Consider the following 21,015-nt stretch of genomic DNA (forward strand, 5'->3'; position numbering starts at 1 on the left):
CGTCCTTAATGTGGCGTTTAAGCCAGTTTAAATGTTGCTACTTTCGAGTTGAGATCCTCAGCTTGCGATTTCAGCTCAGCAGATTGATTCATCGATTCTTCGGCACCAACTACCAAGTGATCGGTCACATCTTTAATGGACGTGACGTTTTGCGTGATTTCATTGGTTACGTGCGTTTGCTCTTCGGCGGCGGTCGCGATTTGCGTTGCCATATCGCTGATCAGCGCAACGGCCGCGTTGATTTCATCCAGAGCCAGTGCTGCGCGATCAGCATCTTCCACCGAACCTTGCGCGAGCTGAGAGCTTGTATCCATGATGGCCACTGCGCGTTGTGTGGTTTGCTGCAAGGTCTCGATCGTCGAGCGAATCTCTTCGGTTGAGGTGTGTGTGCGTTGTGATAGCACGCGAACCTCGTCTGCAACAACGGCAAAACCGCGACCTTGTTCACCTGCACGCGCCGCTTCAATCGCCGCATTCAGAGCCAGTAAGTTGGTTTGCTCTGCGATGTCTCGAATCGTTGATAGCACGGTTGAGATGTCTTGCGCGTGCTGGTTGAGCTCACCGATGACAACGCTCGCTTGGTTGACTTCAGAAGACAAATTATTGATGGACGATTTGGAATTGATCACCAACTCATGACCGTTTTGTGTGCTTGCTGAAGAGTCTTGAGCGGCTTTAGCCGTCTGCTCTGCATGTGCTGCAATCTCTTGCGTTGCTGATGCCATTTCAGTCACAGCGGTCGCCACCATAGTGATTTCTTGTTGCTGATGGTTCAGATCGGAAACCGATTGATTCGCGCGAGTCGTGCTCAGCTCCGATTGTTGGCTCAGTTCTTCCGCTTGGTGACGAATGTGACCAATAAGTTGCTGCAAACTTTCAACGAACTGGTTGAAGTTTTCAGCCAGCTCACCAACTTCGTCACGGTTTTCTACTTTGATGCGTTGAGTCAGATCGCCGCTACCGTTGGCGATTTGCGCAAGCGCATTCGAAACATTGTAGAGCGGACGGAACAAGATGTTACATAGCAGGTTAAACAAAGCCACACAGATAACGACGACGATAGTGGTTGCGATGATTTGATCCCAAACTGCATCGTAAAGTGGGGCAACCAACGAGTTTTGATCTAACACTGTGACCGTTGTGAGTTTGGTACCCTCTATGTGGCGCGCGTAAATCACATATTCGGTGCCGTTAATAGAGACGCGACGCTCTGTACCTGAACGTGCGGCAGACGTAATGTCGTTGTTGTTGAGGCCCAGCTTGCTAACCGGTTGATTCAGCAGTTTACCGTTGTTATGAGTGAAAATATTGCCCTGTTCATTGGCAATAAACATATAACCTTCACCCGGCAGGATCACTTGGTTGAGACTGTTCAGGATATCACCGATCTCTACGTCAGCACCCAGAACGACGGTTTGACCATGCAATTGCAGGGCTTTACCGAGCGACACGACGTTAGCCCCCGTGGCAGCTGCGACGGTCGGGTTATCCATAAAGACTTTCGATGGGTTGGCGATTGCATTGGTGTACCAGCCCCACTTACGAGGATCGTTATTACCTGGTGGCAAAACCACCCCATTAGCGTTGTCTTGTGACCCGTCCGGGTAAGCGAGGAAAACGTTATCGAACGCGCCAGAGTCTCGGACTTGTTTCAAATGCGTAACCAGAGAACGTTTCTCTGAATCAGAAGAGAGTGAAGTTAGTGCGCGCTCTTTAGAGAGTAGCCAGTCCTTTACGTATTGATTGTAAGATGTGCTAGTGCTTTCTAGTCGCTGTGCGACTTCGACATCGAGCCTATTTAATGAATCTCGAAAAGACAGCCCCTCTACCAGCACTCCCCCTAGAATGATGGCGGCACTGGCAGAGATTGCCAGTTTGTTTTTTAATGATAGATTTTTGAACATAAAGCGAATAATAGATCTTTGAATAATAGTTGTTGTGTTTTTATTCTCATCAGTGCTCTCTGCGCTGTTGAATATGCAGCAGAAAGTCAGATTCGAATCTGTTCAATAATTATATTTTATTGCTCAAAATAAATACTGACTCCATGTCGCGAATTTGAGTTTTACACCAAATAAGCAAAAGGATTTGGAACGATATTATTTATGTATTTGTAAAGTAAGGATTTGTCGATTTTTGTAAATGAGAATTGATTTCAATAAATGGTGATCTTTATCACATTTGCGTGTCTGATAATCCATTAAAAATGTGAAGGTTATAGCACCGGATATATATTGATTAGCTTAATCATTGTTATGGGCAATCGTTATGCGCAGTATATTGTTAGTCCCCGCGTTATTAGTGTCAGGGTGTGCTCTGATACAACAGTCGACGCCGATTCAACCTGACGCCAACTGGCACGTGGACCAGTTATCGAACGGTATGAAATACCATCTCTATCCAACAGAAGACCAAGAAGTCTCGGTCCGTTTGGTGATGAATATCGGCTCATTCCAAGAAACATCTTCTCAAAAGGGTTACGCTCACTTTGTTGAGCATATGGCGTTTAATGGTAGTGAGCATTTTACCGGTAACGACGTTGTCAAACTTTTTGAGCAATCTGGTGGTAGCTTTGGCGCTGATATCAACGCTTTTACCAGTTATCAGCAAACGTCTTACCAACTTGACCTTGCGAATAATACGAAGCTAGAAGATGCCCTGAAGTGGATGAGAGATATCGGTAACGGACTTGAGTTTGCTCCTGAGCAAGTAGAGAAAGAAAAAGGGGTGATTCTCGGGGAATGGCGACGTGCCAATCCGGATGATAAGTCCTTTTCTATGCATGCTTACCAAGCCTCGATTGAAGGCACTATGTATGGTGAGCATGACCCAATTGGTACTCGCGAAGCGATTCAAAATGCTTCCTCAAGTAAGTTAAAGGCGTTTTACGACAAATGGTACCAGCCACAAAATGCCGAGTTGATTGTGACTGGTAATATCGACGTAGATTCACTGTCCAAGATTATCAAAAGCAAGTTCTCGAACTGGGAAAGTACCTCGGATACGGTAATAGAGAAGCGCCGTGATATTCGAGTGAACAACGAAAACAGAATCTTGCCAAGTAACACGATGGAATCACCAAGTCTTCATTTAGTGATTGAGCGTGGTCTAAGTGGCGGCACGACGATTGAGCAACAACATGAAGTGTGGCGTGATGAAGTCGCAACACAACTCATTCAACAGCGTTTGATCCGTGTACTCAGTGATGCCGCTGAACCTTTTCAATACGCTTATGCAGAGCCCTATTACTCTAACTATCAGCGTATGATGTCGGCAGGGATTTCGTTTGCACCAGATCGCCGCGAACAAATGCACCAGACTTTCATTCGTACCTTGGCGTCGTTGAGAGATTATGGTGCGACTCAATCCGAGTTAGATAGCGTTATGTCAAATTGGCAAGGTGAACTTGCAAATATTGATTCAGATTGGAGTCAGCGTAAGCCAAACAGTTACGCAGAAGCACGTGTTTTTCAAATTGGACAAGACAGTGTCAGCCAATCAAAAGAGAATTATGCCCTGAGTTTGGCAGAATTCATCAACAACGAGAATTTAGAGAGCATTAACACACAATTGAATGCCTTGTTATCTCAGCAGCCAAGCTTTTTTATTGGTTTGGGGAAAAGCGAAACGTCAGAACAGTTCAATGGTGTATTTGCCGCTCTAAACAGTGCCTATCTTCAAACTGGCGAAAAACCGTTAGAGATGTATGACAAAGTGGATGGATTCTTAAAGCCTACCCAGGAAGGCAGCATCACGAGCATGCGTCAGGAAGCGGGTGGTTTTCAAGTCTATACGCTATCAAACGGTGTCGAAGTGTGGTTCCAAAAAGATACTAAAGCGGGTGGTCGAGCGTATATTTACTATGCGAGCCAAGGTGGTAAAGCCGCTGTTGATCCGACGTTGTATGCCGCTTATGAAATCGCAGCAACAACGGCAATACGCAGTGGGTTAGGGGCATTTTCTGGTTCAGAGCTAGATAGCTACTTACGCAAAAACAACATTGCGCTTGGCGCGATGCTTGATGCGACCAGTCACGGAGCGCAAATTACGGCGCCAAATACGCACCTAACCGATGCTTTGAATGGACTATACAACCTAGCGACGGAGATTAAAGTCGACGAGCGCCAGATGGCGGCAGCGAAGCAAGAGTTTAAACAGCAGAGCGGCGCTTTTTTTGAATCACCGATGGGAAAACTGATTCAAAAAGCAAACGGCAATTCTTATTTGCCGGGGAGTCGTCATCGTATAGTGTCCAGTGATGATGTTGAACAAGTGACTTCCGAGCAGATACTAGCGGTGCATGAGCAACTTTTCAAAACCAATGATGGCTTTAAGATGGTTATTGTTGCAAACGTAGAGCCGGAAGAAATTACACCACTTTTGCGTAAGTATGTGGCCTCTATCGAAATGAAACCGAGTCGTTCGATTGATTATCACGTTGCGTTTAACCCGGAAGTGCCGGAGCGAACTGTGGTTGCGGATGGGCATGAACCTTCATCGTTGTATGTAATGCGTTTGACTAATACGAGCGATTACCAACGTACGGCAAGAGACACGGTTATCGAAGATATTTTGCAACGTATTAGTAATGCACGTGTTTTGGATATTGTGCGAGAAGAGTCTAGCCTTGATTACAGCCCGAGCATTTACACCATGACACAAGATCGCGAACCCATCTCTGATTGGCTCTTGGAGTCTCAAGTTGAGCCCGAAGACGTGGCACTTTTAGAGAGTAAACTAGGCAAAGTGTTTGATGGTTTAGCGTCAAATATTACCCAAAAAGAAGTGGATACGGCCGCGAAACAACTGGCAGTCGCGATGCAAGGATTGGATGACAACCCAGCACAGAGATCATGGGCATATACTCGTTATTTGGTGCATGATTACGGCGTCGATGTGTTACTTGACGTTGAGAAAGTGGCTAAGAGTGTGACGTTAGATGAAGTGAAAGCGCATGCAAAATCAGCTTTTGGTCCACAAGCAAAACGCTCGGTGATGGTTTTAAATCCGGCCGAATAATCACGTAGTTTCTGACGAAAATCGTGGCAATAGTAATAAAAAAGACGGCGTGAAAGCCGTCTTTTTTAAGCACTTTAATCAGAGCGTTTTATGCTGATTTACGCGCAAGTCGCTTTTCATTGTTGGTGTTGTTTTCTTTTGTGTTCGCACTCTCTTGAGCCTTACCCTTGAGCGTTACCACTTCTTTTTCAGGTAATTCAGCTGCTTCACCAAAGAATTTGCCACCAGGTTCAATGCTGAGGTTATTGCTCCAGATCCTACCGCTTACGCGTCCCTTGGCAAGCACTTGAATGTGTTCTGCGTGACAGTTTCCGTCCATCATGCCGTTAATGATCAGCTGTTTAGCGTAAATTTCACCGTTTACTCGCCCGCTTTCTGCGACAACGAGAGTGCCTTCCACGTTAATTTGACCATCGACGATGCCATCAATCTGGACATCGTTTTCTACTTTGAGTTCTCCGCTAAGAGAACAGCCTTTGGCGATGAGAGTTGAAGCTGCTGAGCTACTCGTTGTTCCACTGTTTTGATTAAAGATTCCCATCGTATTCTTCGCTCCTTAGTAAAAATGTCTTCGAAATCATTAAGGCTCCAATCGACAAATGGTTTCGGATTCAGTGCTCGCCCAACAAATCGCACCTCGTAATGCAGGTGAGGGCCAGAAGAGAGCCCACTGTTGCCGGAAATTGCAATCAGCTGCCCTTTTTTGACGAACTGACCACTTTTTACTTTGAACGCTTTCAAGTGCGAATAAGAACTCGAAAAACCGAAAGAATGTTGCAGCCTGAGGAAGTTACCAGAGCCTTTATTACTGCGGCGGGTGACTTCCACTACCCCATCGGCAGGGGCATAAATTTTGGTGCCGATATTTACGGCAAAATCGAGCCCACGATGCATCTTGGCAACTTTTGTCACCGGATGGATACGCTTACCGAATCCGGAAGATAGCCGTACGTTGCCGACTGGAGAGCCACTTGGTATTTGGTTTAATAACACCATGCGAACGTTTGAGGTTATCGCCGCTGCATCGAGCCTAGCATCCAAGTTATTTGTCGAGGTATGTTCTCCAACCCCAAGCACTTTCTCTAATTCACCCAAACGTTCCGAAACAAGTTGTACCCGTTCTTCCCGTTCTGAAAGGTCATTTTCTAGCTCTGATTTTAGTGTTTTCAGTGTGCTGAGCTCTTCACCCATGGTGCGTGAATGTTCTGTCAATTCAGCTTGTTTTAACGCTGCATTATCAACGCGAGTGTACAAGTGATGAATTAAGATTACGGTCGCGGCCAGAGCAACAACAAAAAAAACGAAAAACGTTTTTATGTTGCGTTGCATCCTTTTACTGAAGTACCAATGTCTTGAGCCATTGATAGTTGATATAGAGATCGTCAACTGGTCTTTCATCGTCTTCTATTGCTCGTATTTGGTATACGTCTCGTCACTGAGTTAGTAGGAATGTAAGGAAAACGAGTAGGGACTGCCAGAGGCAAATTGGAAAGAAGTGTCAGGTCGTGAGGCGTTTTCAGATATTAGATAAAAGACTCAATAAAGATTTAATATTCTGCTGATTTTGGTCGTAATTACTCCAAATCGCTTCATTTAACTGAATATTATGATTTTTAAGGCGGTTATCCGAGAAATTGGATTGTGAATATTGCTAATAGCATCCGCACGCAATTCAACTTACTTCACGGTTTGCCTTATAAATGTTGGATAATTTATCAAACCGACATTCATTACATCGATAACTTGTTTATGATAGCGGTTGATATAAAGCACTATTCATTGGCTTTAAACCTAAGCGTTACATTTCGTTTAGGAACACATAACTATGACAACGGAGTTGGTCGTGAAAAAACTACTATTGGCTACAGCAGTGGTCGCAGCTGCAGGGGGCGCTGGCTACCTGTACCAAAACAATACTACCGCAAGTGATGCAGGCTCACTGTTAACGCAAGTTCCTGCAGATTCACTTATGGTGACGTATCAGACAGAACCTTTTAACCATTATAAATACATGAACGCATTCGGTACGGCGAACCAAGGCTCGATTGCAGAACTTTTTGCCGATGAACCACTGTCTCCACAACAGCAGTTTGCAGTTAACTTATTCGATGGGTACCTAGAGAGTGCTGCGTCGCCAGAAACATTAAAAGCTTATTTGGGCACCGGGGAAAACATTAATCCTGTGTTGTACACAATTGGTATGGTACCGGTGTACAAGGTGGATATTGAAGACCCTGCCGCGTTATGGAAAACACTGGATCATGAAGAGCAGATGAGCGGCGCTAAGCATGAGTTGGTTAAGCTTGGTGAAGTCGAGTATCGTCGTTACGAGATGACTGATTCAATTGACCCGCAGGACGGTATTGGCTTGGTTGTAGCCGTGGTTGATAACGTGCTTACGTTAACGGTTGATGTTCCGCAACTGGGCGTTCAAAACCCGATTAAAATGGCATTAGGGCTTGAAGCACCAAGTCAAAATATTGCTGACAGTGGACGCCTTGAGGCGTTGCAAGCCAAATACGGTGAAAACAACAACTCTTTTGGTTACTTTGATCATCGCGAAGTGATTAAAGGTTTGACGACGAAAGATGGCAATATGTTTGCTCGTCAAATCAGCACGTTGGATGCAATAGATCCTGAACCAACTATTGAGGAAATGCGTTCACCAGCCTGCCATACTGAGCTTACTCAAGTTGCAGAAAACTGGCCTCAGTCCGTCGCGTTTGCAGAATACAAGATGAAAGGCGATCAGGCGTTCATTAAAGGTTCTTTTGTTGTTGAGTCCAACAATAAAGTGATTCTAGATGCGCTCAAGTCGATTCGTGGTGTATTGGCAGAGTCTAAAAGTGATAAGAGTTTCTTTAGTATGGCGCTTGGTTTAGACATTAATACGCTAGCGCCATCGATTGGTCAGATTTGGGCTGACTTGACTCAGCCTCAATACCAATGCTCTTTATTGACACAAATGCAGCAAGAGATGGGCGGCCAGAATCCAGCAGCCGCTGTAAGCATGGGGTCAGGCATGGTTAACGGCCTTAAAGGGTTAAGCCTGCAAATGTTTGATATCAAAGTAGATACTAATGCTCAGCATGGTGAAGTATTTAGCCAGCTAGATGGTATGTTGTCTCTTTCTGCCAATGATCCAATGATGCTTATTCAAACTGCGCAAATGTTCGTTCCTGAACTTGCTCAATTGCAAATTCAACCGGATAACCAACCTGTTAATGTCAGTGAGCTATTAGAAATGCATACTGGCGTGAAGGTGGACGTGTTTGCTCGTCTAAACGAAAACCATTTCACCCTTTACAGTGGTGATAGTGCTGCGGAAGCAAGCAAAGAAGTGATGGCGCAATCACTTTCTCCAAATGGCTTGTTCAGCTTTGATTTTGATTCAGAGCGTATTTTGGAAGTGTTAGAGAGTGCGTCGTCAATCACTGGGGAGCCGGTTCCGGATGATGTTGTCAAAAGCTTACAAGGCGAGCTTGTTGGTGGTATGACGATGGACGTGACAGACCAAGGTATTGGTTTTGAGTTTGATTACCGTGGTGCAACTAAACCTGTGATGGTTGCACAACAGTAACACATTGAGTAGAAAAAGGCGGCATATGCCGCCTTTTGTTATTATGTACCGCATTAAAAAGCGAGTGGGAAGAGCGACGCTTACTCATCTATTTGAGGATGAGAGTATTGCTGATATTCAGGTAACTCTTTTCTTAAGTTACTAAATGTCGCCCATGCACTTTCTTTTGAAAGTTTGTTGATCAGCCAGTTTGGCAATAGACCTCCGGGATCAGCAAACGCCTTGTATTCCACGAGTGTTGTATCGTTTGTGAGTTTTTGTAACTCCCAAGTCGCATCAACCGAGCGAATTCGAACATAACCATTTTGTTCAGCAAGATATGAGTCAGGTGCGCTTTTGATTTCTATCGTGAATCCCAGCTCATCGACCCAGTACTTTGAGTAGGTGACCATATCCCGATTTTTGGCAGGCCATGGCGCTTTAAACTGGGTGTAAACGATGTTCTCGGTGGCCGATATTTGATTTAAAACCCGGCTATGACTGGCATTGTCAATCCAGTTCGGGATATTGTCACTGTCTTCCAGTAGCGTTAAAAATGCACCATAGCTGGTGGGTGTGAACATCCGGGCACGGATCTCAACTAAACCGTCACTATGTTCTCGGGAGTAAATTGTGATTCCATTCTTGTCACTCTCGAACTGCCAGTTCTCGTTGGCGCTCGCATCAGTACCAGCGGATATCAATGTGGCGAGTGTTAAGGCGCCCATTCTTAAATGCAACATCATGTTAGTATCCGCCAACTTTTCCTTAATTTAAGTTTATACGATTTGTCGTAACTATAAGGACAATAGTATGTTTTTTGTTATCGTTCTGAAGGTTGCTCTGCACTGAAGCCACGTTGAATGTTGGTGAAGGTAAGCGATGCAAATATTACGATAACGATCGCTAGATGCCATGCTTGACTCAATCCAAGCTGCACCAGAGTTAAGCTGACCAATGAGGAGACGACCATTTGTCCACCACCAGACATTGCCGCTGCGGCACCTGCTTGCTTTTTATAAGGTTGCATTACCATCGCTTGTGCACAAGGTAGGGCAATACCATTACCCAAGATCATTAATAGCTGTCCTAGCATCAGAAATAGAGGCTCAACAGGGCAGAAAAATAACCATATTGCGGCAGCGAGGTGAAGAAATGGGGTGCAAAGCAGCATTTTTTTATTGCCAATAATTGGCCTTACTCGGTTACAAATCGTGGTACCACATAACATACCCAAAGCGGGAATGAGCGCCCATATCGCGTATTGAGCGGAGGTCATGCCAATTTGATCTTGCATGATAAATGGCATCACAGAGACTGTCGTAATCATTAAGCTGAAGTTTAACCAACTGATACTGGCGAAACTCATAAAGTAACGAGACGTAAGTAAGCTCTTGTATTGGAGTAACATTTTTCGGGGTGACGGAATGACAGAACGTTTTGTGATGGTTTCTGTGAACTTAAAGGCGATGATTACCCAGGCCAGCGAGACATAGCCCAATAGAGAAATAAACACCATACTCCAACCGAAGTGGAAGTTGATAAAGCCGCCAATCACAGGTGCAATAAGTGGCGTGATTGAAGCCGCCATGGCGATGTAAGACATTGCCACTGGGAGTTCATCCCCGCTAAATCTATCTCGAGTCGACGCCCTCGCGAGTACCGCGCAGCATCCTGTACCTAACCCTTGTAAAAAGCGCCCCATCACCATCCCTGTAAATGTGTCACTGAAGAAAATAATCATCAGCAGACCAGACATCGCGATGAGTAAACCGGTAAGTAATACTCTTTTTCGTCCTAAAGCATCTGACACTGGCCCGTAGATAAATTGAGAGGGGCCAAAGCCGAGCAAATAAATACTCACAAGTAGTTGAGCTTGGTCGAGGGAGATGGAAAAGTCTTTTGCTATCCATGGCAAAGAGGGCATGACTAGCCCCATGCTCAACTGGCCAACGCTAATAATAAGACAGGCGAGTAGTATAGTATGAGAGTTGATTGGGCGACTCATGACTGGTCTCCATTCAAACAACCTTTTTGGCGTCGTGATCTTAAGCCGCCTTCGTCATCCACTTCATTTAGCTTTGCTTTGACCCGCTTCACAGTCGATAGACTGACTTCGCATTGCTCTGCTACGTTTTGCAATGTGTAGCCTTCTAGCAGCAACGTTGCGATCTGTTGGTGTTTGGTTTTGTTTGCGGGGCGGCCGCGAAACTTCTGTTTCCATAATTCTGGCTGCTCTTTAATGGCCTGTCGCCCTTGCTCTGCGGCAAACAGGCGATGTTCAGTCTGCACTTTCCCATATCCAGATAACACTGTGAGTAGTGTTTGAGTTTGAACAGAACCTGGCTCAAAAGTTAGTGATTCACATACGGTTTTCAATGTTACCCCTTTATCGAGTAGCATTTTTATTGTGTTCAATGCTTGACTAAAGTCGCGACCAAATGCGGTCAGCCACCAGAGCACAATCGTATCCCCAGTTCTGACGGAATCGAGCAGTTGTAAGAATGCCTCTCTCTCGGTTGGAGGCATGCAACCACGAACCTTATCCTCAAAATGCTGAGCTTCGGGAGCAAAAGCTTTTAGAGTATTAAGGTGCTCTTGGTAAGCTCGATTTTTTGGCGAATAACGAGTGTAAAGATACGTGGTCATAAGGATTATGAGCCTTTTTTTGTTTGGTTCATATAGTGTAATAGCTCATAAATATACATGGGTTCATTAATGCTTACAACACTAAATGAGCCGTTTGGGAGTCAGAGGCAAATAAAAAAGCCAACCGAATGGCTGGCTATAGCTATTTAAGCTTTTGTTGTCTGGCGCTCGATTAACTTCACTGGCACCATCATTTTTACTAGGCTGCCGTTTTTCGTATTAATTTGATCAACAATGATCTTCACGCACTCGCGAGCGAGGCGACGGAAATCCTGGCGGAATGTGGTTAATTGATAGCTTAACCATTCTGTCTGAGGAATATTATCAAAGCCAATGACTTGTAAGTCCTGAGGAATGCTCAACCCGCATTCTATACGGGCGATATCCATGACCGCCATCGCAAGGTTATCGGTTGCACAGAACACCGCTTCAGGCCGATTTTTGTCTGCCAGTATGGCACGGACTTTATCAAGTGAGCTCGCGTAGTCATAGCTGGCTTCAATGATGCGTGGCGTCTTGCCGGTTAGGTCTTCAAATTCAGAGCAGAAGCCGCTTTGACGTTCGTCATTCGTAAAGGTTGGCACTTCTCCCGTCAAATAAACCGCGTTCTTCACGCCACTTTTGTGCAGAAGTTGCGCAGCTTGTTGGCCTGCTTCGTAGTTGTCACTGATAACGTAGCTACTCCTAGTACCTTCAACAACTCGTGCGTATTGAACAATTGGGATATTAAACTCTTCACATTCTTCATAAAGGGACTTATTGAAGGTTGCGGAAGCAGCAATGACACCATCGACGCGATACTGGAAGATATTTGGGATTGAGTGGCCCTCTTCTTCATCCACTTGCCATGGAATCAATACGGCAGAATAACCTTTTTTCTGTAACTCACTGGAAATTAATTGCAGTGTTTTCATATGGATAGGGTAATCCGCATCAGGAAACACCAAACCTATCAATTTCGATTCGTTTGTGGTCAGGCTACGTGCAAAGGCGTTAGGGCGGTAGTTAAGGGCTTTAGCCGCTTCAAAGACTTTTTGCTTGGTCTTTTCGGATACTGAGCTACCCGGAACAAACACGCGCGATACAGTAGATTGAGAGACGCCTGCCATCTTTGCCACATCTTTTGATGTGACTACGTGTTTAATTGATTTCATGAATAAAACTTAGTTGCCAGTAATTGAGGTCATAAGACTAGCATAAATAGGTACGTATTCATAAATGTTCTGACGGGGTATCCTAAGTAGAATAATGGCTTTGGAGTGTTAAAAAGCAAAATGTGGGTTAACCCATTTGGTTTGCTTTGAGCTAGCACTAGATCTAGAGCGTAGATACTGTCCGTTTGTTGGACGTACAGTATCTACGTAAAGAACATTAATTTGCTTGTTTGACTGCAACTTTACGTTTTGGGGAGAGGAGTGAATACCCCATGTATCCGATGCAAGCGGTAGCGACAAGAATAGAGCAGCCACGCATAAAGTTAATCAGCATAGGAGCGTTGTCGGTAAACGCGTTGATCCCCCAAAGCATCACGATCGAGAATACAAACATCACTAGTAAGCCATAACATGGAGCATCGATTTTGCCGGGAACGACATACCAACCATCTTCCTTGATTGGTTTATTTAGACGAGCATATTCCGCTTGCTGGCCTTTCACTGTGTAAAGATGCATTTCATCTTGTTTACCCGTCAGGAGAAGGCTAGCAATGTAAGCGACAACGGCATTCACAAGGACTCCAATCACGCAATACCAAGGCCACGCAATATCGGTCGCAACGGCTACATACCAAATCACCAAGAAGCTAGCAGCAACGCCAATTAACAAGCCTTTTTCCGTAATGTGTTTTGAGTAGAAACCAAGGACGAACATACAGAAGCTCGCACCGACAAAGTAAGAGCCTGCCTTACTCAGCACTTCCAGTACCGAGCCTGTGCTGGTGGCAAACATGATCGCTGGAATGATGACCAAAATCGCCCACGCTACCGTGAAGAAACGCGATACCTTCAAGTAATGCTCTTCCGACTCGTTTTGCTTGTAGAAGCGTTTGTAAAAGTCAGCCACAGAAACGGTCGCCATTGAGTTAAATGCGGAATCGAGACTCGACATACTTGCCGCCAGAATCGCAGCGGCAATGATGCCCATCAAACCTGGCATTCCATATTCACTCGCATAATGAAGAATGATGGTGTTGCCGTTTTCAAACTCTTTACCGTCGTAATAAGCGTTGAACAGGACGCCAAGCAAGATAAAGACAAAGTAAATAAAGAAGGCCACGTAACCCATCATCAACATTGCCTTTTTCGCATCGCCCATGTTTTTCGCGGCCATACAACGTTGTACCATCATCTGGTTACCGCCATACACGGTGGTGTGGAACATCGTCATTGCGATAACGCCGGCCCATACAGTCGTTACTTGGCTTAGGTCAAAACTTGTTTGTAGGGCATCGGTCATTCCTTTCGCTTTGAGTTCTGCCATGACCTCCGTCATCGGGGCTGGCATGCCATTCCATACAGCTTCAATGATGATGAATGCGCCAATAAATAAGATTACTGCTTGAATCACATCGGTCCAAATGACGGCCGCGATACCGCCCATTACGGTGTAGATAAGGGCGATTGCAGTGACGATCATGATGCAGTACATCACGTCGATACCAGTAATGAACTCCAAAATCATTGCTGTCGCGTAGAGTACGGCTGCCGAGCTCAATGCTTGTTTGATAAGGAAGATAAACGACAAAGTCAGTCGTGAAGCCTTACCGAAGCGTCGTTCTTGATACTCGTAGATAGAGGTTAAACCGTTGTTGTAGAAAAACGGCATAAACACAGCCACGATGAAGAAGATCACCAGCGGATAATTGAGGTGAATCGCGATAACCGACAGGCCTTCTTTGTAAGACCAAGCTGGCCCGCCAAGGAACGACATGGCACTCACGTAAGTACAAACGACAGAAATACCGATCGCCCACCAAGGGATGCTCTTATCACCCAAGGCGAATTGGCTAGCTGAAGTGACTCGCTTTCCAATTACCGCCCCCAGTACTAGCGTGAGGGCGATGTATCCCCCAAGGATGCTCCAGTTAAGTGCGCCAAACTCATGCATAATTAGGTCCTTCTAACTGTTCTTTCATTTGTGCAAACACGTCATAGCCAAGTTGCAGCAGGATATGAACGATGTCGATCGCCACCCAGTTTTCCTTCAGTAAATCGCCTTCGCGTCGCCAAATGTCCATAACGCGAAGTTCGATGTGTTTTCCGGTTGGGGCAAGACCGAGCCAGCCACTGTAACCAGTGTGAGTACCATGCATATGTGGCCAACCACCTGTGGATACGTAGTCATTTTTGGCCAAAAAATTGACCTCAATATCGACACTTCGATCTGGGAACGCAAACACAAATGGCGCTTGGTGGTGGTTACGGAAACCTTTGACACCGCGCGTCGTGCCAATACCTGCTGGGCCGTACCACATGAAGTCATTGTGCCAGTAGTTTTCAAGATCCATCGAGAAAAGATCTTTGCCATCAAAACGACCCAAGCAAGACAGCATATCTTCAACCAGCTGGGCGCTCTTTTCACTTTCTTCCAAAGACACAACAGATTGTTGAATACCGTTAGAAGTTGCAGGAGAAGGAACCAAGCCATCGTGACCTAAGCTTTTACGAAGAGGGTTGCAGCCTGCTTGATTCATCGCATCGATGAAGTCTGGAATCATGTAAGATTCGGTGATTTGGTCGTTCTCCACACACACCATTTCGGTGTAACGCAAGTAGAGTGTTTTCCCTGTTGCTGGGATGCCAAACAGTGGTTGTTCAAATGTACCGATAAAGTAGCCGGTAGAGTTGTACCAAGTGCGGCCTTCGTATTCGCCGTGCATAACAATTATTGGTCGGCGCTCGGCGTCAGGCAAAGCATTAACAAGTGGTGAGAGGAAAGATTCGTGGGTTGCATCTGGGCCATTAAGATCGTTCACAGGGTGCGCCACGCACCATTTTACGTCAGGGTTCAAAGTTTGCAGAGCGGCCTGTTTTTGCTCGATGTCTGCGGCTTTGAAGTAGTTCTGGTAGAACTGTTCGATGATGTTGAGTGACATGTTGCTTCCTTACTGTCTGTGATTTTAATAAATAGTGTTTAGTCAGCCGTTAGCCTTGCTGAAGCAGGATTTGCTTCCAGATTGCGGTCTCGTCAAACAAAGTGAATTCGCGACGAAGACCCCAAGGGCCAAACTCAGCGTGGCTGATCCCCATGATGTAAACCTCTTTTCCTGAAGGCTTACCAAACATCCCGTATCCCTCATGCTTACCGTGCAAAGACCATCGAATTGCCGCGCGTGGTGACATCATGTCGTCATCTCGGCCAATACGATGGTGAACGGTAAATTGAGCATTTGGGAAAGACGCACGAAGTGCCATCCAAAAATGATCGACTTCCGAGTGTGATAGGGCAGTTTGACCGCCAGTGTATTCGCCGATGCAAGCGCGGTCGTACTCTTTCGGTACTATAGAGAACTCGGCATTCATAAGGCTTCTGAGAATTGCTTCGTATCGCTGACCATATTCGTTGTCGTTGCCTACGCCCAAATAAGGTCCAGGAATGTCGATTTCAGGTGTGAACGGAAATGTGCTTGATTCCACGCCACCTTCAAATTCGATTTGTTGGCGTGCAAACTCTTCTGACGTCATGCCCAGTTGTTTCGCGATATCGGCTTGATCGCGAACCAACCATTCGTCATTGATTTGGTTATTGATAGCGTGGCAATCCGCGATGATACGGAAACGAAGTTTGCGGTTCGAGGCTTGCCCGTAGAAGCCGTTGCCACTGTGTGTTGCAGTAGAGATGATTCGATGAGAAGAAAGCATGCCTTGTTCCGGGGTGCCTGACCAAATGACGTCTTCGCCATATAGCGTGCGATCGGGAAACTCGGCCAGTGTCGCCATTGTTGCACTGATCACCCCTTCGTTTCCTTGAACGATAGAGAGTGGAGTACGCACAACAATGTCGGGAGAGTAGTAGTGTTCTAAGGTGTTTAAACCTCGGTCTTCCCAAATCTCTTTTGTGATACCAAGAATGTAGTCGGGAAAATCACGCCACTTTTCATCGAAGCCAACCATGGCCATAAATCACCTCCGTAATTGAATAATTATGTTTGAATTATGTTTTGATTACGTATTCAAAATATATCATGTTGCCATTTTGTCAATGGATTGTTTTTTGATTGTTTAAATAGCGTGCTGATGATCAGGTTTTTAACAATTGAGCAGAAAACAAACTAAAAAAGTACAGGTGAGATGGAAGCTATCTCTTATCGAGACGTGTTAATAAGAAAGGAGGTCAAAGTTTTTTGTATGAATTTCCTAATATCTTATTGTTTTTTAATAGCTTAATTTATTTTGATCTGTTTGAATGGAAACAAATGATTAAGCCAAAACTGATAATCATGCAGATCAAGGCACCCAAATAGACTTTATCGCTAATATTCAGCTATTTTGGTGTCAATTATCCTTATATCTTTCAAATTTTCCTTTTGCATACGAATGCTTAAAGGCTTTTTTATTAAATCGGAAGTAGATAACGAATAAGCCACTAGAAAGGTGTTTATCTAGTGGCTATAACAGTCATAAGCGCTCTATGAGTGCAACGATCAGGATAAAAGCGCAGGCAACGATAGCGAGATGGCAGGGATAAAGGTAATCAACATCAAGGCCACTATCATTGCTCCAATCCAGCCCATAATGGCTTTAGAGAGCGACTCTATCGGTACTTTGCCTACCTGACTTGCCATAAACAGGTTGGCACCCAGAGGAGGCGTAACAAAGCCAATGGCCAAGTTCACGATCATCACGATCCCAAAATGAACGGGGTCCATGCCGAGTGCTGACGTAATGGGTAACAGAATTGGCGTGAGAATAACAATGGCCGCCAGCGTTTCCATAAAGGTACCAACAAGCAACAACAGAACATTGATGCAAAGCAGTATCAGAAGTTTGTTTTCGGTAATCGATAGAATGAACTGAGCAATCTCGGTCGGTAGACGTTCTAGGGTCAATATACGACCAAACGTCACGGACGCACCCACAATGACGAGCACAGCGCCAACTAACAGTGACGACTCTAGAATGATTTTCACCACTTGCGCTGGTTTGAGCTCTTTATAAACAAACATGCCAAAGAACAAGCCATAGAGCACACCAATGGCGGCTGATTCGGTAGGCGTGAAAATGCCAGAATAGATACCGCCGAGAATGATCACGGGGAGTAGCATTGCCCAGCTGGCTTCTTTTAGCGCAGCAAGACGCTCTGCCCAAGTCGCTTTGCGTTCGTTACCTGTGTAGCCCCGCATTTTTGAGACAATTAGACAGTAGCCGATCAATACCATACCGACGACCAAGCCAGGAATGATTCCCGCCATGAACATCTTAGTGACGGAGACTTCAGCAGTGATCGCGTAGACGATCATCACCACAGAGGGTGGAATAATGACCCCAATTCCGCCGGAAGAGGCTATCAAGGCACCGGCAAAGCTGCGGTCGTAGCCTTTCTTCACCATAGATGGAATCATCGTCAGGCCGATAGCGGCAACAGTGGCAGACCCCGTACCAGAGATGGAAGCGAAGAACATGCACGCCACAATGGCGACGATGCCAAGCCCACCAGTAAAGTGGCCAAAGAAGACCTCCGCCACGTGTAATAATCGTTTTGAGATCCCTCCTTGGCTCATAAGGTTACCTGCCAAGGTAAATAGAACGACGGCGAGGAGAGGGAAAGAGTCGAGCCCTGTTACCATTCCTTGGACTAAAAACTCGATGTTAAGGAATGGCAGGCTTAATATCGCGACCATACTGGCTGCCGCCAGAGCAATACCGACCGGAACGCCAATGAGCAGAAGCAGACCAAAGCTGCCAAACAAAAGTGCAGACGTCATGCGTTAAACTCCAATAGTCGGTTAGAAGTACGATACTTTGCTTTGATATGGCGATAGCGTTGGCGAGAAAAGCGAACTCGTTCATTGCTGGTGGAGCACGCGTTCACACGTTGATAAATGCTTGTCACTAGGCGCGCGCAGCTTAATAGTGCGCAAACTAAAACAGAGGCATACAAACACGCAATAGGAATTTCCATTGCGGGTGCAATCTGACCGAGTTGCAGGCTGCGGTTTATAACCTTAAATCCAAACCAGGCGACAGTGGCACTAAAGGCAAGGTAGATAAGATCAGAAACAATCAAACTGAATTGCGTCCAATTGCCCGGAAGTTTATCGATGAACACACGAATGCGGATGTGTCGATCATCTCGGATACAATAGCTGATGCTCAGGTACATCGCCCATACGAATAAATAACGTGCCAGCTCTTCAGCCCACGCGATCGTTGCGTCAAATAGGCGTAGTGCGATTTGCAAGCACAGTAAAGTTGTCATCGTCGAGATCGCGATAACGATAAGGGTAGGTTCTAGGTATTTGTCTAGTAAGCGAAACCACTTCATGTTCACCTCCAAAACGAGAAAGCACGACCTGTTGCCAGATCGTGCAAAAGAGTGGGAGTTATAGGCGTTCTATCTCGGCAATCACGTTGTCAAACAAGTCTTCACCTGTCTTGCTACGCAGATCTTGGTACACGGCTGCATTCATTTTTTCTTTCATGATGCTGCGTACCTCGTCTGGGACGATGTTAACCGTCATGCCTTTTGCTTCGAGCTCTTTGATTACTTCTTGGTTTTGCTTAGCGGCGAGCTCACGCTGTTTTGCGATGGTTTCTTTGCTTACTTCACTGATCAGCGCTTGTTGTGCGGCCGGCAGTGAATCCCAAAACGATTTGTTCATGAACAACACGTAGTTGGTGTATATATGGTTAGTTAAAGAGAGATACTTTTGTGCCTCGTAAAAACGTTCGGCATAAATAGAGTAGATAGCACTTTCTTGAGCGTTAATCAGGCCTTGTTGTAACGAGGTGAAAATTTCTCCCCAAGACAGAGGTGTTGGTGCAGTACCAATAGATTTCCACGCGCTTATTTGAGTGGGGTTAGATGCCGAGCGAATCTTTAGCCCTTTCAGGTCCTCAATACTATCAATTGGCTGTTTGTTGTTGGTCACGCTACGAAAGCCGACCTCCATAAAGCCAAGTCCATGAAAGCCTTTTGATTCCATAGCATTCAACAATGGTTGTCCGATCTTCTCACTGTCGAGCGCTTTGTGTGCTTGCTCTTCGCTATCAAAAAGGTAGAACACGTCGAGCACGTTAAACTCTGGGACGTAGGGAGAGAGTAAAACTGACGCACCAAACGTCATTTGTAAGTTGCCTTGCTGTACGAGTTCAGTCGTCTCACGCACATCGCCTAGTTGTCTTGCCGGATAGATTTCAACTTCTATCTCACCGTTTGAGCGAGCTTCCACTTCTTGTTCGAAATAGAGCATTGCTTTGTGTACGGGAGAGGTTTCTTGACTGTCATGAGCAAGACGAATAACACTGTTTGCAAACGTATTCATGCTGCTAAATGCAAGCCCCAGTGCGGTAAGTGAAGTAAGGATTACTTTCTTCATCGTTCTTCCTTGTTTCTGGTATGACCTGCCATGGGCATTCGTCGGCAAGTCACACAACTTTTTATGTTTTTATAAATTAGTTGAGCAATTCATATCCATTTTGCATACGAATCCAAAATAAAACATTAAAGTAACAAGTCAATAACAAGATTGATGAATTGATGAGGAATTAAATAACGATTGGTGAAAACTTAATCGTGATCACAGAAAATGCCTTACTCGAAAGCAAGGCATTTGGTTTATGAAGAATGAATAAAAATGGATTTATTAAATGGTGCTACTACGTTCGATCAAGGTGCCTTGCTCGAAAAGGTATTCGCCAGTTGCATCCAGGTTGCCGTTGATTCGATTCATCAAGTCTTCAACCGCTCGTTTAACAATTTTGTCGACTGGTTGAGCAATGGTGGTCAAATCATAGCTCGGCCATGCAGACATCGGAATGTTATCTACACCCATCACAGAGAAGTCTTGGGGGATCTTTGCTCCGGCTTGTCGCAAGCCATCCATCACACCCATGGCGAGGATGTCGTTTGCACAAAAAATTGCATCGGGTTTGCTAGTGTGCGACAAGATCGCTTTCGCCGCTTCTAAGCCTGCTTCAAAGCTGTACTTGGCTTGGATAAACGTTGGTGACGGGGAGCCGAGTTCTTGCAACTTTGAAGAGAAACCCAGCCAACGCTCTTCACTGGTCATGGAGCCAGCATCGCCACTGATATAAGCACACTGTTTTGCGCCTTTATGCGCTAAATACTCCGCAGCTTGTTGGCCCGCCAAGCGGTTATCAATACCAGAGCTGTTGGCATTAATGCCTTCGGCGTAGCGGTTGATCAAGCTTAAGTGAACGCCAAACTTTTCGCATTGGGCAAACGCGCGTGAGGTTAAACGGCTGGTGGCGATAACGAGTCCGTCCACTTGGTATTCAATGGCGCGTGAAATGGCGAGATCGAGGTCGTCCTTGTCGATAGGGCAAAGCACAACTTGTCCGCCACGCTTTTGAATTTCGACAGCCAAAGCACGAGATTGCATGTCGTACATTGGGTTTGATTCGCTATCTAACGCAATCGCCACTAAGCCTGAACGATTCGAAATCAGACCTCGGGCGATGGCATTCGGTGTGTATCCGAGCTTAGCTGCGGCATCCATCACCATTTTGCGTTTCTTTTCGCTAATACTCGCAGTCGGGCTGAATGCTCTAGATACCGTCGATTGAGAGACGCCGAGCATCTTCGCGACGTCGATCGAAGTTACTTTC

General features: G+C 45.6%; 16 protein-coding genes. 2 read left to right on the forward strand and 14 right to left on the reverse strand.

The window, feature by feature from the left end; genetic code table 11:
• Positions 1–17: 17 nt before the first annotated feature.
• The gene (locus NL626_RS16500; RefSeq protein WP_253657544.1) at positions 18–1,904 is read right to left on the reverse strand and encodes a methyl-accepting chemotaxis protein; all 1,887 of its coding nucleotides are present in this window, start codon (positions 1,902–1,904) and stop codon (positions 18–20) included.
• A gap of 364 nt (positions 1,905–2,268) precedes the next feature.
• On the opposite strand from NL626_RS16500, the gene NL626_RS16505 reads away from it, so the two are divergent.
• Positions 2,269–5,019 carry a pitrilysin family protein gene (locus NL626_RS16505; protein WP_253657545.1) on the forward strand — a complete coding sequence of 917 codons (2,751 nt, stop codon included), beginning with the start codon at positions 2,269–2,271 and terminating at the stop codon, positions 5,017–5,019.
• 88 nt (positions 5,020–5,107) lie between these two features.
• On the opposite strand, the gene NL626_RS16510 is transcribed toward NL626_RS16505, so the two are convergent.
• Positions 5,108–5,560 carry a polymer-forming cytoskeletal protein gene (locus tag NL626_RS16510; RefSeq protein WP_253657546.1) on the reverse strand — a complete coding sequence of 151 codons (453 nt, stop codon included), beginning with the start codon at positions 5,558–5,560 and terminating at the stop codon, positions 5,108–5,110.
• Positions 5,464–6,417 carry a M23 family metallopeptidase gene (locus NL626_RS16515; protein ID WP_005374721.1) on the reverse strand — a complete coding sequence of 318 codons (954 nt, stop codon included), beginning with the start codon at positions 6,415–6,417 and terminating at the stop codon, positions 5,464–5,466. Before NL626_RS16515 ends, NL626_RS16510 begins: the two co-directional genes overlap by 97 nt.
• A 427-nt stretch (positions 6,418–6,844) precedes the next feature.
• Between NL626_RS16515 and NL626_RS16520 the strand changes: the two genes are divergently transcribed.
• Positions 6,845–8,599 (forward strand): hypothetical protein, encoded by a 1,755-nt coding sequence (locus tag NL626_RS16520; protein WP_253657547.1) that lies wholly within the window; start codon positions 6,845–6,847, stop codon positions 8,597–8,599.
• Between the two features lie 80 nt (positions 8,600–8,679).
• Here NL626_RS16520 and NL626_RS16525 read toward each other — a convergent pair whose 3' ends face one another.
• The 11 genes from NL626_RS16525 to NL626_RS16575 form a co-directional block, all read right to left on the reverse strand.
• A complete protein-coding gene (locus NL626_RS16525; RefSeq protein WP_017820098.1) occupies positions 8,680–9,324 on the reverse strand; it encodes an START domain-containing protein in 645 nt (214 codons plus the stop codon).
• Positions 9,325–9,401: 77 nt separating this feature from the next.
• Positions 9,402–10,586, reverse strand: coding sequence for a multidrug effflux MFS transporter (locus NL626_RS16530; RefSeq protein WP_213915589.1), 1,185 nt, complete (start codon positions 10,584–10,586; stop codon positions 9,402–9,404).
• Positions 10,583–11,227: a recombinase family protein gene (locus NL626_RS16535; RefSeq protein ID WP_054576561.1), complete on the reverse strand. Its 645-nt coding sequence runs from the start codon at positions 11,225–11,227 to the stop codon at positions 10,583–10,585. The genes NL626_RS16530 and NL626_RS16535 overlap by 4 nt, the downstream gene beginning before the upstream one ends.
• 146 nt (positions 11,228–11,373) lie before the next feature.
• Complete coding sequence (locus NL626_RS16540; RefSeq protein WP_005374731.1) at positions 11,374–12,381, reverse strand: LacI family DNA-binding transcriptional regulator; 1,008 nt, start codon at positions 12,379–12,381, stop codon at positions 11,374–11,376.
• 217 nt (positions 12,382–12,598) lie between these two features.
• Positions 12,599–14,332, reverse strand: coding sequence for a sodium/solute symporter (locus tag NL626_RS16545; protein ID WP_005374733.1), 1,734 nt, complete (start codon positions 14,330–14,332; stop codon positions 12,599–12,601).
• Entirely contained in the window at positions 14,325–15,320 is a 996-nt protein-coding gene (locus NL626_RS16550; protein WP_137282975.1) for an ester cyclase, read from the reverse strand. Before NL626_RS16550 ends, NL626_RS16545 begins: the two co-directional genes overlap by 8 nt.
• A 49-nt stretch (positions 15,321–15,369) precedes the next feature.
• Positions 15,370–16,344 carry an ester cyclase gene (locus NL626_RS16555; protein ID WP_154204066.1) on the reverse strand — a complete coding sequence of 325 codons (975 nt, stop codon included), beginning with the start codon at positions 16,342–16,344 and terminating at the stop codon, positions 15,370–15,372.
• A gap of 524 nt (positions 16,345–16,868) precedes the next feature.
• Positions 16,869–18,149 carry a TRAP transporter large permease gene (locus NL626_RS16560; protein ID WP_047102426.1) on the reverse strand — a complete coding sequence of 427 codons (1,281 nt, stop codon included), beginning with the start codon at positions 18,147–18,149 and terminating at the stop codon, positions 16,869–16,871.
• Entirely contained in the window at positions 18,146–18,709 is a 564-nt protein-coding gene (locus NL626_RS16565) for a TRAP transporter small permease (protein WP_025768663.1), read from the reverse strand. Before NL626_RS16565 ends, NL626_RS16560 begins: the two co-directional genes overlap by 4 nt.
• Before the next feature lie 58 nt (positions 18,710–18,767).
• Positions 18,768–19,763, reverse strand: coding sequence for a TRAP transporter substrate-binding protein (locus NL626_RS16570; protein ID WP_253657548.1), 996 nt, complete (start codon positions 19,761–19,763; stop codon positions 18,768–18,770).
• A gap of 267 nt (positions 19,764–20,030) precedes the next feature.
• Positions 20,031–20,987 (reverse strand): LacI family DNA-binding transcriptional regulator, encoded by a 957-nt coding sequence (locus NL626_RS16575; protein WP_005383428.1) that lies wholly within the window; start codon positions 20,985–20,987, stop codon positions 20,031–20,033.
• Between the last annotated feature and the right edge of the window lie 28 nt (positions 20,988–21,015).

Origin of the sequence: Vibrio sp. Y58_MX_L22, from assembly GCF_024181865.1 — a bacterium.
In the GTDB taxonomy this organism is placed as follows: Bacteria; Pseudomonadota; Gammaproteobacteria; order Enterobacterales; family Vibrionaceae; genus Vibrio; species Vibrio alginolyticus.

Excerpts from the sequence above, each read along its gene's own strand:
- NL626_RS16500 (WP_253657544.1), bottom strand. The coding sequence starts at position 1,904 with ATGTTCAAAAATCTATCATTAAAAAACAAACTGGCAATCTCTGCCAGT.
- NL626_RS16505 (WP_253657545.1), top strand. The coding sequence starts at position 2,269 with ATGCGCAGTATATTGTTAGTCCCCGCGTTATTAGTGTCAGGGTGTGCT.
- NL626_RS16510 (WP_253657546.1), bottom strand. The coding sequence starts at position 5,560 with ATGGGAATCTTTAATCAAAACAGTGGAACAACGAGTAGCTCAGCAGCT.
- NL626_RS16515 (WP_005374721.1), bottom strand. The coding sequence starts at position 6,417 with ATGAAAGACCAGTTGACGATCTCTATATCAACTATCAATGGCTCAAGA.
- NL626_RS16520 (WP_253657547.1), top strand. The coding sequence starts at position 6,845 with ATGACAACGGAGTTGGTCGTGAAAAAACTACTATTGGCTACAGCAGTG.
- NL626_RS16525 (WP_017820098.1), bottom strand. The coding sequence starts at position 9,324 with ATGATGTTGCATTTAAGAATGGGCGCCTTAACACTCGCCACATTGATA.
- NL626_RS16530 (WP_213915589.1), bottom strand. The coding sequence starts at position 10,586 with ATGAGTCGCCCAATCAACTCTCATACTATACTACTCGCCTGTCTTATT.
- NL626_RS16535 (WP_054576561.1), bottom strand. The coding sequence starts at position 11,227 with ATGACCACGTATCTTTACACTCGTTATTCGCCAAAAAATCGAGCTTAC.
- NL626_RS16540 (WP_005374731.1), bottom strand. The coding sequence starts at position 12,381 with ATGAAATCAATTAAACACGTAGTCACATCAAAAGATGTGGCAAAGATG.
- NL626_RS16545 (WP_005374733.1), bottom strand. The coding sequence starts at position 14,332 with ATGCATGAGTTTGGCGCACTTAACTGGAGCATCCTTGGGGGATACATC.
- NL626_RS16550 (WP_137282975.1), bottom strand. The coding sequence starts at position 15,320 with ATGTCACTCAACATCATCGAACAGTTCTACCAGAACTACTTCAAAGCC.
- NL626_RS16555 (WP_154204066.1), bottom strand. The coding sequence starts at position 16,344 with ATGGCCATGGTTGGCTTCGATGAAAAGTGGCGTGATTTTCCCGACTAC.
- NL626_RS16560 (WP_047102426.1), bottom strand. The coding sequence starts at position 18,149 with ATGACGTCTGCACTTTTGTTTGGCAGCTTTGGTCTGCTTCTGCTCATT.
- NL626_RS16565 (WP_025768663.1), bottom strand. The coding sequence starts at position 18,709 with ATGAAGTGGTTTCGCTTACTAGACAAATACCTAGAACCTACCCTTATC.
- NL626_RS16570 (WP_253657548.1), bottom strand. The coding sequence starts at position 19,763 with ATGAAGAAAGTAATCCTTACTTCACTTACCGCACTGGGGCTTGCATTT.
- NL626_RS16575 (WP_005383428.1), bottom strand. The coding sequence starts at position 20,987 with ATGCTCGGCGTCTCTCAATCGACGGTATCTAGAGCATTCAGCCCGACT.